Genomic DNA, 13,277 nt, shown 5'->3' with positions numbered 1-13,277 from the left:
TTGAATTTCTTTGTCAGACATAGTGATCAGCATCTATATTTTATATCCAGTCCATGGTGATAAAAATCATCATAAACCAGACATTTTTATTGGTGAGAATATAGACACTTTAAATGGGTTCTAACAAAGCATTTCGTATAACCTCTATTATGTTAAATGGAGGAATTTTATGATTCTAGACGTATTAGAAATAATCTAATTATGCTTTGCATAATATATAGATAAATGCTTGTATTATCTAAAATTGAAAGGTGCTTAAGCTGATTTTAATAGCTAAAAGCATATACATTTGGAAGCGATATGAGTTTATTTACTGTAGATACAGATAAGAAAGTATTAATGCCACTTGGTGGAACAAAACTAAGTGAACAACAACTGACAGAACGCTATGATTTACAAGAGTGGCTAGTTAGTCATCCTAAAGCTTTAGGTGAAGAGCTTCTAATTATTCAGAAAGAATTCTCAGGTTTTGATGGTACAGGGGAACGTCTAGATTTATTAGCATTAGATACCCAAGGTAGATTAGTTCTTATTGAGAATAAAAGAGATGAAAGTGGACGTGATGCAGTTTGGCAAGCTATCAAATATGCTTCTTATGTTGCTACTTTCACTGTAGAAGATATTGAAAATGTTTTTGAACAGTATCTGCTTAAATACAAGCCTAGATATCTAGAACTTGATGATAATGCATATGATTTAGATCAAATTAAGCATACAGTAAAGTTACTTATTCAAAGATTCCTTGGCGAAAATCAAGAACTAGATGCGGAAATACCTACACTTAATTTAGGAAATAGCCAGCGTATAATTTTAGTAGCAGGCGAATTTAGACGAGAAGTTACTAGTACAGCATTATGGTTGATCGAACGCGGTATTGACGTCAAATGTGTCAAAGTTTCCCCATATGTATTAAATGGGCAACTTTTAGTTCAAATCCAACAAATTATTCCTGTTCCAGAAGCTTCTGAATATATGGTGCGTTTAAATAGGAAAGATGCCGCGGAAGTTTCAGTTAAGATTAAACGCACTGATAAAACTGATATTCGATATCAATATTGGGAAGGATTATTAGAATATTTTTCAAAATTTAATAATCGTTTATATAACAATATAAGTCCAAAAAGTGATCATTGGCTTAATACTGGTTCTGGTATCTCAGGATGTGCATATACACTACTTTTTTTACAAAAAGAGCTAAGAGTCGAATTTGCTATGGGGCGTTCAAATGCAGAAGAGAACAAACTATTATTTGATTTTTTTAGTAAGCATAAACAGCAAATTGAAGAAGTATTTGGACAACCTTTGGAGTGGTTACGTTTAGATGATAAAAAATCATCCCGTATCCAATTATCAATAATGGTAGATGGATATGATAATACATCTTGGGAACAACATTTTAAGTGGCATTTGCAAAATATAGAAAGGTTAGAAAAAGCATTTAAGCCATTAATAGGTGAAGCTTACAAAGCTTTAAATAATATCAGTTAATATTTACTAATTTTAAAGTGTTTCTAAAATTAACATAATACACGTTATACGAAATGTGTTATAATTTATTTTGAAATTCAAATACTTATTTCAAAGTTTATAGCCCAAACATCACTGTTTGGGCTTTTTTTATGATTTTTCACGTTCCACGCCTATTCTTTGATCAAAGTTCCACAACTTTGTTCATATCAGTTAAACAATCGTGGTTAATCATAGGGTCTAAAAAAACGGCTCCAAAAGCCTCTTTTTTCCGGTTCCTGTTCAACGTGCTCCGGCACTGGAATTCGCTTATTTTCTGTCTGCTCCGGAGTAGTCAATCCGTCATGTTTCGGTTCTGCTGTGTCCAGATCGGGATCTGTTTTGACCATGCTTGATTGTACTGGTTCTTGATCGGTAAACGTAGTCATATTAGGTTTTGGGGCTTCTAATAGGCGTTGCATCGTTTCAATTTGGTTTTGATAGAAAGATTCCCGATCTTTGGCATCATCAAGCTGATTTTTTAGCATGTCTATTTGTTGTCTAAGCAGTAAAACTTCTGCCGAATTTGGACTGTCTATTTTTACAGGTTCTTTTACATCCTGTTTTTTAACTGGTTCCCCAAAAACGCGTATGGCTTCTGCTAGATCAATCTTATTATCAGAATTTTTACTTAAAATTCCTTTCTTTATGTTGTTGTAAATTGTTTGTCTATTGATGTTGTACAGCTTGGAAAGTTCAAGAACTGTAAGGGTTTTCATGCTGTAAACCTATGCCTAAACTTGTCAAAATTGATTGTCTATTAGACTGTCTAATAGACAAATGATCAAGTCTATAATTTAGGCAGCTTTAAACCCGACTTTTTGAAGGTAAGGATGTAACTCTTCAAATTTAGTGGGGTCTTGAAGCATGTCAGCGATACGTAAAGCAAATTGCTGATAGCTCTCAGTACCTTCTGAATATCGTCCCATCTCTGGTAGTCCGGAAAGTTTATTAGCAAAAAAATGGCGTTGTTTATCGGTCATTTTTGAGAAGGCATCTAAAGTATTAGGATCTCTCTTGCTCTCGATATGCTCATGAGTTAATTTCTTTTGTTTAAAACTGAATGAAAAACCTGAAATTGAGCGTCCTTTTTTATGCTGTTCGTACTTCAGATTGATATCTGAAAACTCATTAATTTGGTCTATAGCAATATCAAGTACACGTCTCTTAAATGCTTCCATTCTGGTGTATTCGTTTACACCAATACCCAATTGGCTACGGAATTTATTTAATTCAAAAAGAGGGGTCTTCCCTATAGATTTCCACTGCATTAATAATTCGTACAGACGAACTGCATAGACGCTTTTAAATTCAGATGTTTTTCGTAGATGATAGCTTGTGAAATATTGTTCAAACCCATCTATTTTAGTGACATGTTCGATAACTACACGCGTTAATGTAACGAGAATTCGACCTTCACCTTTTCTATAGTTTGCATCTTGAATCCAACGACTTTTCGTTAGACTTCCATCTTCATTTGTAATTGTGAATTGTCGCTTAAATAGTGAGTCTTCTGCTTCAATTAAAGCTAAATAAGCAGCATCTGGAGAAACATTAAAAGCTTTCGCATATCTAATGGCACTTAGTTCTAATGGTTCATCAGTTGATAAACCTTGTCCTGTTTCTCGAGCATCTACAATAGCAAGCTGTAAAAGACGAGTTTCACTTAAGGTTAGAGTCTGTAAGGCTTGAACAAGTTTGTTTGATTTTACGACTAAGTCTGTCATGTTGTTCTATATAGCAACGGTTTTATTATGTTGCTATAACAACATAATAAAAATCTGTTGTCAAATACCGAGGAAACGTTGCTATATAACCGAGGAAACGTTGCTATATAACCGAGGAAACGTTGCTATATAACCGAGGAAACGTTGCTATATAACCGAGGAAACCCTTTTGTATAAACGCTTTCAGCTTATCTAAAAACATTTAAAAACATTAAAAATAATTAAAAGCCTTTCAAATGAAAAATTGCCCTATGTTTTCGCTACGCTCAAACTCTATTGAATCTCGCTTTCGCTCGATTCGAGGGGCAATTTTTTGCCTAATCTTGTTGTGACTTTAATAAAAAACAAAAGCAACAATGAATTCGCTTCGCTCATAAGTTTTTTTACTCGCTTCGCTCGGTCTAGAAATCACTTTTCTGTAAGTGATTTACTGTTTTTGAGATTTTGATACTAAAAAATTGTTTTTCAGAGAGTCTAGGCGCGACTTTTCAATGTTCGCTCGTAGACACTCGCTCTGATATAACGATTTAACGCAAAAAATAGGGGGTATGCGCGATTTTTCAATGATTACTAATGTGAATCCTATGTCTATGAGGAAAACGTGCTTAAAACGCAAATGATGAGCTTTCAGGAAAAGGTAAGGCGGCCTCCTAAGGAGACCGCCTTGTTTTTTGATTTGTCGTGTTCAAATTCACGAAACTAACGCGCTTAACGCTAATCATTTATTGAGTTCGCGACTAGAACGAACTCGTAGTTATCAACTTACGACATTTTCACTGTTTCCAGTGGAAGCGACTCTCATGGATCCTCCATCAAGACTAAGCTGGCCCTGACTTCTACACATCACAAAGTACACACTTCAAATTGTGTTTTAGTTCCACAATCTCGATTTTATATAACATCATCCCACTAGCAGCATGCTGCATCATCGCAAAAATCAGTCAGCAGCAGATCCGTCTCCGGAACAACTGGGTGATTTCAAAGCGCAAACTTCAACGTAACCAACGCACTTTTTCTTAATGATTACTCATGAAATATTATTCATCCGACCGCTACATCAGGATGTTTAACGTTTATTCACTTTCTTCCGTGCCAAACAGGCTTGCCGCATTTCATAGCGGCCGAGGTTGCCACACCTCTCACCTGATAAACTTTGTTTTCTCAGCCCGGTTATGCACCGTATTGCCTTTCGTTCACCCACCCCTTACGTTTTTATTCGCTCGAAGTGACCTAATTAATCCGGATAAATCCGAAATAAACCTAATCAGCAACTCTCCCTCTCTCATAAATCAGTCCTTATAGCATCCTCGCGGAATGTTTTCGGTCTAAAAGCCTATAGTCTGGAGCCACCACATCTAATAATTGGCTTGAGAGATTCCCACTTTAGCGTTAACAGTCTTTGTCTATTTCTATTGAAATAGACGGTCAGTACGCTTATCCGTTCCATTTGATATCAGCTATTCCTTTTTTTTGGGATAAGAGTTCCAAAAACTCCCATTATTAACCGATATTAAATTTCATTACGGGTAAAGCACTTAACCTACATACAGCAACATGCGTAATAATATAAAGAAAACAATTATTAATAATGAATAAATCCAAAATTAATAACACAAGATATTATCTCCTTAGTGTCACCGTTACTGGCTTGAGCTATCCATAGATCATTTCAGCCAACCGAATATGTCATCACGACAAGTCAATTCGGCCAACCGAAATGTACCAAGCGTTCTAGATTTCTCCTCACGCCCCTAGTACCTCGCGATACTCTCATAAGCCCACCAGTATGCAACGCATTTAGCCCTGTTAAGGAATTGAAGCTAAAAACGTGTGTTCCTAACGCATCTATCATTCCTTGAAGATACTCACACTCTCTGTTAAGCAGGGTTTGCCCTTGTCACCAAGGGTCCCGTTTCAGTGTCGCCCAACTATTTATCTGCCCACCACGATTTCATACGTCACAAACAGAATAAGAGTGATTGGGTCAAAGAACAGAATCTCACTGTCCAGTGCCCTTCGCAGCCGCACCAACTAGATTTCTCACGTATGCAGCTACACGGTCTTTAGCATGAAATGGCTGTTTCATGCACACGGACCGAGAAAAAAACAAAGCTTAGAAAGTTTTGCTCGTTGCACGATTAACACAACAAAGCTCATTTCATATTTTGGCAATGCCATCGTCTCAAGCTTTTTTCGAGCTGGCAAATTTTCAGATGTTTACGCGCCCACTGATTTCGGGAACTCTTATTTATATTTCTGCCATTAAACAGCTAGTTAGAATGAAATTTACTCAAAAATAGTCAATAAAAAATATATGTTTCAAAGGGGTACTTTTATAGTTATGGCAAAGATTTTTTTAATGTATAAAAAACAACAAGTTAAAAATTGAAATTGTATAAAAAATAACCAATTGTTTTTTATTTCTTTATTTTCAAATATATAAAGAGCATGGATCATTTTCTTAATGATTCAATATCTAAAAATAAAAGTCTTTTTTTAACGTTTTATTATGTTAAAACCCAATAGTTTCTTAAACATCAAATTCTTTATAATCAACAGTTTACATTGAGTTTTTGAGCTGTTAGATTGATGCTTTTCAGGGTGACTAAGATGTCTTTTAGTAATAACCAAAAACTGATCGGAGGAGATGAAAAAATGTTCATTATCGGTCTGATTGATAACTTTTTCTATCGCGTGATCGGAGTAGATTCTCGTCCAAAATTTTTGGGGAATAACTTTGAATTTTATGAAAAAGCTATGTCAATCTCTGTGTCATCTAGTAAGCGTGATATCGATAGCTTATTTATAAGGTTCGGCACGCTTTGGAATTCTGAAAATAAAAAAGAAATCGTTATCGAACAGATGGATTTTCGAAAAGAGTTATGTCATCTGGATGTATCTATTAAATTACTATTAATTCTCTGTGAAATAGCTGAAAAATTCAGTTATCAGACGATTAGATTTCTTAAGCCCAGCTGGGTCTTAGTTGGTGAATACATATGCTTTAAGTTTGGATTTTCAGCGAAGAATGAGATAGATCCTAAAAAATTAAAATTGAGATTGAAAAAATATCTATCTGAGAAAGCTTAGGATGGTGATAGTCACTATGAGAGTTAATTTCGTATAAGAGATTTTATGTTAAATACTTAAAACATCATGCTCTTTTATTTCTAAGAGGCTTTGTTGCAAAAATACCTAAAACTATGATTTTATTATACTTATTTTTTATTAAAATTTTCTTAAACTCCTTAAAAATAAGTATTTTGCAAAATATTTATGCAACAAAGCCTATACATAAGAGCAAACGATCTTCCAACGGTAATTTATGCGGTCGTCCTTTACCAATATGACGAGGTAACTGCTTATTTAGCTCGGCCAACATCAGGTTAAATGTAGCCCAACTAACACCGGTAAGCCTACGAAACTTAACGTCTGATAATTTTTGAATATCTTTGAATTTCATCCAAGGATTATCCTTTGAATTAAATAAGTTTGCTGATTAATTTAAGATCAAATAAATTGTACGTTTTTTGATTTATGACGGAAGTCTATTAACTATATATTATTTCTTAAAAAACTATGTAATATTTAATGGAGTTAATAGGTTGAAATTATGGTAAATGAGTCAAGTGAAAATTTTTAAATATTCTTTTGTAATTTTAGCTGTAGTCTCTGTTTCCGCATATACCATGAGTGATCGTCAATCCACACAGTTTCAAGTCAAAATGCAAGTTACAGAAATTTGTGAGATTGGAGCAGGAGGCTCTTCGGATATTGATTTTGGGACTGTGACTCGTAATGCACAGAATGTTCAAGCGACAGGGAGCTTAAATGTTCATTGTACTAATGGTACTCCCTATAATATTGCTTTAAATAGTGATGGTCGTTTGAAGCATGCCAATGATATTTCCATACAAATTCCTTATCAGCTTTATCAAGATGTTGCCATGAGCAAAGAATGGGGCAATATTGCAGACAATCGTTTGTCACAACAGGGGACAGGGGAAACACAAAATATTAAGATTTGGGGTAAGGTTCCCAATGCTAATGTTCCTGCTGGGAAATATAGTGACACAGTAACTGCGACGGTTACCTATTAATTTTAAAATAAAAATCAATAAGTTAGAGTTACTGTAATCGTGTCAGAGTATTGCCCAGTACTACTGATGGGTTGAGCTGGAACCGTTGCATATACAGGTATATTATGATTATCTACAGAGTAAAAGGTATTACCTTGCCAAGGTTGATCATCGTGTGCGTTCCTAGAAAGGTTGTATCGGATATAGTTTCCTAAAGCATTTCTCATTCTTCTTTGTGTGCCCTGCGCATTGATGCCATTATTTAAACTGACTTGCATAATAGTGCCAACGGGACAGGCTAACTGTATATTTCCTGAGCTTATTAACGGTGTCTTCAGTTGGTCAACCGCACCAAAGTTAATATCTGTTGCCGACTGAATTAAGCAACTATTTTCATAATATGAGTTAACAATTAAATTATTATTACCAGTATTCGAATTTGCAAGGGCTTCTGTATCCGTTGGTACTTCTGATCCAACCTTGTATGCAGAATAAAGTTTCAATCCAATACTATTCGTTTGATAGTATGCTGCTGGTACGTTCTGTCCAGGCAACACCTGACCATATAGTTTAAGCCGAGTACTGACATTTCCAGTTCCTGCTTCAAACTGGAAAGTTTGGCATTGTGCTTGGTTTTTACGTTCTGAATCAGGAATCTTAAATGTTCTTGCTGCATCAGAATATAATTCATAATTGAGTAATGCTCTTACAGGATTATAAATAATCATACTTCGAGGAGTACTACCTGCGGGATCAAAACTATCAGCCACTAAACATAGCTTATACGTTACAGGCTGGTTTGAATTAAAGTAACAGTCAGCAATAACATCTGTTGAAACAAGTGCTGAGCCTTGAGCATTTGATGTTCCTAAACTTAACGTTGCAGACTGCCCTAACCAACAGCTACTAGCATAAGCAGGTAAACAAAAAAGAATAGATACTAGTAAGAATAAACTTGCATAAATAAAATATTTCGTTGAATCACTCATTTTAAACAAGTCATTGCAGTTTATTGACATACCATTCGCCCCAAATCACTAAAACCTTTTAATGTTGTAAGTTCAGGCAGTATCACTCGGCACTGCTTAAGTTGATTGCCTATGTAAAGTGTATTATTTTTTAGGTTATCGATATACACAACTCCATCGTGAGCCACAATAGTTGTGGGTTGTTGTTGCTGAATCGGTTCTTCTTGCCATACAGAAGTTCCCACGTTCACATTTTGTCCCTGTAAATCTACTACTTGAAGTTGCACAGATTTCACTTGATACATCGGGAATTGTACAAAAACGCCACTCGATTGGCGTGGTACAGCATTTTGTTGCGTTTTTTCAATTTTTAGATTAATTGGCAAATCAAGCGTATCTATAGCGATACTATTATTCTGATAAGGGTTCAAATAATCGAGTAGTAGATAACCTTTTTTATTAGTTTTACCAATTAAACGATTCTCTAGTCGTACAGGCACATCAGGTATTTGATCTGTTGAAACGATAGCAAATGAACCACTGCTTAGGCGTTTAGGTAAGATAGCATCTTTCAATAGTACAACCCCGCCATTCACTGAAGCATAAATACTGGTATTACTTTGGTCTGAGGTCGTATGTTGAACGTTAAGTTGGGCCAAGCCATAACGACTTAAATAATCCAGTTGCCCCTGAAATTGTGAGTATAACTCAGTATGATTGGCCCTTGCTTGCCAACCGAAACCACCTTGGTCTTGATCCACAGAATGTAAGACGTTCAGGCTAAGTTGATTTTGATCATTACTACGTTGAGCTGTGATAGTTGCTGAATTCCGTTTCGCCCATGGAATATTAAAGGACAGGTAGTAACTATTTTCTTTATTTAGTAAGTCCCTGCTATAACTTAAATTCAGATTCATTCGTCGAGGGAAAATATAAGACCAGTTCAATAGAACATATTCGTTGCTGGACTGATCCTTATACTCTTGTTGAATATAGCTCCCTCCTAACTGACCAAACTTCGTATTTAAGCCCATGTAAAATTGATTGGATTGGGTTGCATATGAAGCATCATTTAAACTAGCGATATCACTGAACTGCCCATATTGACGTAATCCATTATAATTTAAGCTAAACAATGCTGAGTTCCAACTATAACCGAATCCAAGCAACTGTCCCGTGTTTTCAGGTGTATAACTATGGGCATAAGAGACATTGAATTGACCAGCTTGTCTCCCTAATTGGTAAACACCACCTAGCCCCACTTGCTGTAACTTTTCAGTCAACTCAGTATGGGTCTCAACAGTCAATGTATTGCTTAATCCATAACGATAACTACCACTTAATGCTAAATCATCAGCATAATCAAATGAAGATATGCCATAATTTAATTTAGGATAACCAAGGTTAAATGACCAATCATTTAGACCCCGTGCCAGTAAGTGATTTGCGCGATAGAGTGAAAAATTTTGGACTTGTTGTTGGCCATTGATGTCAGTAATGACCATTTGTGCATTGCCAGCACCTGTAATACTCGGTGTAGTTTGAATATCAAACTGCCCTGGCACTACATTCTGTGATGATTGCTTGATTCCATTAATGATAAGGTCAATCTGTGAAGGGAGTGCAACCTGCCCTTTAAAACTCATTAATGGGGTTGTAACCGTATAAGGCTGTAATGCGAAATTTTTAGCCAAACTTAGACCACTAATCCGAGTAGAGCGTGTCCACGTTAAAGCATCACTTTGCGCATCGCCCAAACGTAAACGAAGCATTTGCTCTGGGAAGTCTTTCTCCCAATACGTATCTAGAATTTGACGATCAGTAAACTGATTATCTTGATATTGATAATTACCTGAAATACTCAGTACACCATTGAATAGACCAAAATAACGAAGTTCATTCCATCCATTAAATGAAAAATGATCATCAGTTTGTTGTGCAAAAGCCGTATAGTTTAAAAGTAAGCCTTGTCTTTCTTGCTGGGGATTAACCGTTGCTACAGATTTAGCTTGATAACTATATTGGTTTTTTGCACTTAATAATTCAATAGGGACTTGTATGGTGATTTTCTGGTTTAGATTGTCATATTGATAACTTAGCCCGTTAATAGCATCTAAAGAAATATAGTTTGTTTGGTCAACCAAGATTTGAGGAGCACTACTTTGAATTGAGAGTTTGTCTAATGATGTCACATCTATATAAAGCTGTTTATCTTGTTGTAAAAAATGTCCTATTTCTGGTTGTGCTGATTGATTTAGTTCGACATCTAAATATAAATCTTGCTGCATATTTTGAATCAGTTTTGGATCGTTGACTTGTGCAAGTGTATTAGGTGCCACTGCAATGATTGCTCCTGCAAATAGCAAATCACTAATCTGTACACTCACAAAAACCACTCCAAAATTGATGAATACATCAATGTGCTAATTGAAGTATTTGTTCACGTACATCCATGTTCACAACAGCAACAAATTTTCCAGTCGGTTGAATATTCAGTTGTTTAGGGATAGGCCATTGCATACTCTGACCATTTAGAACATAGCCCATCAGTCCCATTTGAATTGGTGTCTTTTTACCTTGAGAATCTACATAAGCAAACTGGCTAAAACGCTTATAACTTGTAGTTTGATTGATGACTAGTAATTGATGATCCGTATATTTAAATGTCATGCCTTTTAAAGAAGTTAAGCCTTGATCTACAGCATTTATATGTGATGTTTTAAAGAAAACTGGGATCGAATATTTCAGCAAAAGCTGCAACCCGCTTTTCTCTTCAGTTTTTGGATTAGGTAATTCATCGACGATGAGTCGATAGGCTTGTTCAGATGAAAGATTGCTATTTGCGCTACGAATCAAGCGAACTAATTGTCTTTGCCCAGCAGGTATAGTCAATACCATGGGGCTTGCTATCAGATCTTTTGTAGGTGTAATAACATCTTGATTATTATTTTGTGTCCAATAATTTACTCGGACTTGGCCCCGAATTTCGTCACTTCCTGTATTGGTTAACCAAAGCTCTTTAACTTTTTCCTGAGGGGAAAACTCTAATAAAATAGGCGCAACCTGCAAGCTTGCAGCATGCGCCTGTATCATAAAAATACTCGTTACTAAACAAACTAAACTGTACTTACGTAGTAGATTAGAGCAACGTATCGTATTTCTCATATTGATATCCTTTAAATGAAGAATATCTTTACGATAACAAATATTAATATGTTACCGTGGCTGTAACTGTATCTTTATAGTTGCCTGCACGAACATTTGTTGAGCCAACGACTTTAGCAATTACAGGGATTGCTTCTACGTTACCTGAACCACTGTTTGAATATTTATTTTTATCGTTATCCCATGGCGTATCGCCATCTTGGAATAACTCATAAGCAATACTTGATGATTCATCTTTTTCATTTTTCATCTTACCACTACCTGAAAGACCTACACGGTAGGGTGTCTGATTTGTACAAGTTACATTTAGGGTTCCTGTTTTATCACTTGCAACACTACCGCTATTTACTTTACCAAAATCAATCTCTGTTGCATTGATAGAACATGTAGAAAGAACTTCAATTTTTACATCAAAAGTTGTTTGTGCCTGCTGTGTGCCTGCTGCTGGTGTTTCAGCACTTGCTTGTCCAGCTAAAAGTAAGTTAGTAGATACTAATAATGCAGTAGTGATAAATTTTTTCATTTAAGAATTCCAAGTATTAAATCCGATAGCCCAAAAGCAATCGTCATAAATAACATTGCTTTCACCTTTTATTTTTTATAGGTATTAAAATCACGTCTATAAAAATAAGTGTGAAATTTATCACTTTTTATATTTTTTTCAAGTTTTTTTTAACCAGCCATTCAGCATTATTAAATGTATTCGTCATTACTCTACTTTTTATAAAATAATGAGGCATATTGAAATTAAGTTTTTTGATTCAATGGAATGGGCGTTATATAATAAAAAATGGGAGCCTTAAACTCCCATTTTTTTTTATTATATTTTTTAAATTTTAAGTATGTTGAACTGTCAATTTTAAACCTAAAGCATTCACAACACGGTTGATCGTATCAAAACGAGGCGTTGAATCTTGACGAAGTGCTTTGTAAAGGGCTTCTCGTCCAATACCTGCTTCTTTCGCAATTTGGGTCATACCTCTTGCTTTAGCAATTACACCAAGTGCGTGCGCTAATTCAGCAGGATCATTTTCTTCAAGAACCATATTGAGGTACATTACAATATCTTCTTCAGTTTTGAGTGACTCAGCCATATCAAAACTTGGTAAATCAGCTACTTTAACCATTTTAATCCTCCAACGTTTTTGATAATTTGACTGCACGATTGATGTCTTGTTGTTGAGTTGATTTATCTCCGCCACCAAGCATTACAATCACTACGTCTCCATGTTGGATGTAATACATCCTCCATCCTGAACCGAAGAACTCTCTCATTTCCCAAACACCATCTTGGAGAGGTTTAATGTCTCCCCAGTTCCCACGTTGAACCTTATCTAATCGGCGATTCAAGCGAATGCGGGTCATATTGTCTTTAATGCCATCCAACCATTCATCAAATTCTGGTAGACGTTTAATTTCAATCATGAGGATTCCTTTTCTTCTCACTATATTGTATTCGATCGAATACATAATGCAAGATTTTTATCCCAAGAGTTGTCCGCAGAAATTGGGGATAATTTAAGCCAGCGCTGTCTTGATAACGCAGAGAAAAATGACAATTTGATTAAATATTGATCAATTTTATTGGCAGAATATATCAAAACTGCGCATAAAAAAGCCGACTTGTTTCCAAGTCAGTTTTTTGTTGTTTTTCAGGGGGATGAAAATTTTTTAACTATATGAAAAACAAAGATATTTTAAAAAGCTGCTATTCACCAATTAAAATGTCTATGCGATAAACCATTTAAAATGTCCTGTTTTTAACTGCAAGAGTCAAGAACAGGATTTAAATATCTTTGTTCAATAACAGCTTTCTGAGCTTTACGACTCGG

The 13,277-nt window shown here is 35.4% G+C and carries 12 protein-coding genes; 3 read left to right on the top strand and 9 right to left on the bottom strand.

Going from position 1 to position 13,277, the window contains the following annotated elements; genetic code table 11:
* Positions 1 to 300: 300 nt before the first annotated feature.
* Entirely contained in the window at positions 301 to 1,488 is a 1,188-nt protein-coding gene (locus FTV11_RS16175; RefSeq protein ID WP_180074426.1) for a DUF4268 domain-containing protein, read from the top strand.
* Between the two features lie 206 nt (positions 1,489 to 1,694).
* On the opposite strand, the gene FTV11_RS16170 is transcribed toward FTV11_RS16175, so the two are convergent.
* Both FTV11_RS16170 and repM read right to left on the bottom strand, forming a co-directional pair.
* On the bottom strand, positions 1,695 to 2,225 hold the full coding sequence (locus FTV11_RS16170; RefSeq protein WP_180022972.1) for a plasmid replication DNA-binding protein: 531 nt from the start codon (positions 2,223 to 2,225) through the stop codon (positions 1,695 to 1,697).
* Between the two features lie 78 nt (positions 2,226 to 2,303).
* Positions 2,304 to 3,233, bottom strand: a complete 930-nt coding sequence (gene repM / locus FTV11_RS16165; protein WP_180022971.1) for a replication initiation protein RepM — start codon at positions 3,231 to 3,233, stop codon at positions 2,304 to 2,306.
* Positions 3,234 to 5,843: 2,610 nt separating this feature from the next.
* Between repM and FTV11_RS16160 the strand changes: the two genes are divergently transcribed.
* Entirely contained in the window at positions 5,844 to 6,323 is a 480-nt protein-coding gene (locus FTV11_RS16160; RefSeq protein WP_180074424.1) for a hypothetical protein, read from the top strand.
* Between the two features lie 184 nt (positions 6,324 to 6,507).
* Here FTV11_RS16160 and FTV11_RS16155 read toward each other — a convergent pair whose 3' ends face one another.
* Positions 6,508 to 6,696, bottom strand: a complete 189-nt coding sequence (locus FTV11_RS16155; protein ID WP_157799961.1) for a hypothetical protein — start codon at positions 6,694 to 6,696, stop codon at positions 6,508 to 6,510.
* Between the two features lie 157 nt (positions 6,697 to 6,853).
* Here FTV11_RS16155 and FTV11_RS16150 point away from each other — a divergent pair, with 157 nt between their 5' ends.
* On the top strand, positions 6,854 to 7,333 hold the full coding sequence (locus FTV11_RS16150; protein ID WP_179991844.1) for a spore coat U domain-containing protein: 480 nt from the start codon (positions 6,854 to 6,856) through the stop codon (positions 7,331 to 7,333).
* Positions 7,334 to 7,347: 14 nt separating this feature from the next.
* On the opposite strand, the gene FTV11_RS16145 is transcribed toward FTV11_RS16150, so the two are convergent.
* From FTV11_RS16145 to FTV11_RS16120, 6 genes are all read right to left on the bottom strand, one after another.
* Positions 7,348 to 8,301: a spore coat U domain-containing protein gene (locus FTV11_RS16145; protein WP_180002664.1), complete on the bottom strand. Its 954-nt coding sequence runs from the start codon at positions 8,299 to 8,301 to the stop codon at positions 7,348 to 7,350.
* 20 nt (positions 8,302 to 8,321) lie between these two features.
* Positions 8,322 to 10,667: a fimbria/pilus outer membrane usher protein gene (locus FTV11_RS16140; RefSeq protein ID WP_180002666.1), complete on the bottom strand. Its 2,346-nt coding sequence runs from the start codon at positions 10,665 to 10,667 to the stop codon at positions 8,322 to 8,324.
* 28 nt (positions 10,668 to 10,695) lie between these two features.
* Positions 10,696 to 11,445: a molecular chaperone gene (locus FTV11_RS16135; RefSeq protein WP_163143588.1), complete on the bottom strand. Its 750-nt coding sequence runs from the start codon at positions 11,443 to 11,445 to the stop codon at positions 10,696 to 10,698.
* 43 nt (positions 11,446 to 11,488) lie between these two features.
* Entirely contained in the window at positions 11,489 to 11,968 is a 480-nt protein-coding gene (locus FTV11_RS16130; RefSeq protein ID WP_180074422.1) for a spore coat U domain-containing protein, read from the bottom strand.
* A gap of 313 nt (positions 11,969 to 12,281) precedes the next feature.
* The gene (locus FTV11_RS16125) at positions 12,282 to 12,572 is read right to left on the bottom strand and encodes an addiction module antidote protein (RefSeq protein WP_000241337.1); all 291 of its coding nucleotides are present in this window, start codon (positions 12,570 to 12,572) and stop codon (positions 12,282 to 12,284) included.
* Between the two features lies 1 nt (position 12,573).
* A complete protein-coding gene (locus FTV11_RS16120) occupies positions 12,574 to 12,870 on the bottom strand; it encodes a type II toxin-antitoxin system RelE/ParE family toxin (RefSeq protein WP_034583450.1) in 297 nt (98 codons plus the stop codon).
* Between the last annotated feature and the right edge of the window lie 407 nt (positions 12,871 to 13,277).

It is taken from the genome of Acinetobacter sp. YH12231 (assembly GCF_013417755.1).
Taxonomy (GTDB): Bacteria; Pseudomonadota; Gammaproteobacteria; order Pseudomonadales; family Moraxellaceae; genus Acinetobacter; species Acinetobacter amyesii.
Note: the sequence above shows the minus strand (reverse complement) of the source record. Positions and strands in the feature narration are given on the sequence as shown.

Bases quoted from the DNA above. Each gene is read 5' to 3' on its own strand.
- FTV11_RS16120 (WP_034583450.1), bottom strand. From the start codon at position 12,870: ATGATTGAAATTAAACGTCTACCAGAATTTGATGAATGGTTGGATGGC.
- repM (WP_180022971.1), bottom strand. From the start codon at position 3,233: ATGACAGACTTAGTCGTAAAATCAAACAAACTTGTTCAAGCCTTACAG.
- FTV11_RS16150 (WP_179991844.1), top strand. From the start codon at position 6,854: ATGAGTCAAGTGAAAATTTTTAAATATTCTTTTGTAATTTTAGCTGTA.
- FTV11_RS16160 (WP_180074424.1), top strand. From the start codon at position 5,844: ATGTCTTTTAGTAATAACCAAAAACTGATCGGAGGAGATGAAAAAATG.
- FTV11_RS16175 (WP_180074426.1), top strand. From the start codon at position 301: ATGAGTTTATTTACTGTAGATACAGATAAGAAAGTATTAATGCCACTT.
- FTV11_RS16155 (WP_157799961.1), bottom strand. From the start codon at position 6,696: ATGAAATTCAAAGATATTCAAAAATTATCAGACGTTAAGTTTCGTAGG.
- FTV11_RS16170 (WP_180022972.1), bottom strand. From the start codon at position 2,225: ATGAAAACCCTTACAGTTCTTGAACTTTCCAAGCTGTACAACATCAAT.
- FTV11_RS16125 (WP_000241337.1), bottom strand. From the start codon at position 12,572: ATGGTTAAAGTAGCTGATTTACCAAGTTTTGATATGGCTGAGTCACTC.
- FTV11_RS16135 (WP_163143588.1), bottom strand. From the start codon at position 11,445: ATGAGAAATACGATACGTTGCTCTAATCTACTACGTAAGTACAGTTTA.
- FTV11_RS16130 (WP_180074422.1), bottom strand. From the start codon at position 11,968: ATGAAAAAATTTATCACTACTGCATTATTAGTATCTACTAACTTACTT.
- FTV11_RS16145 (WP_180002664.1), bottom strand. From the start codon at position 8,301: ATGAGTGATTCAACGAAATATTTTATTTATGCAAGTTTATTCTTACTA.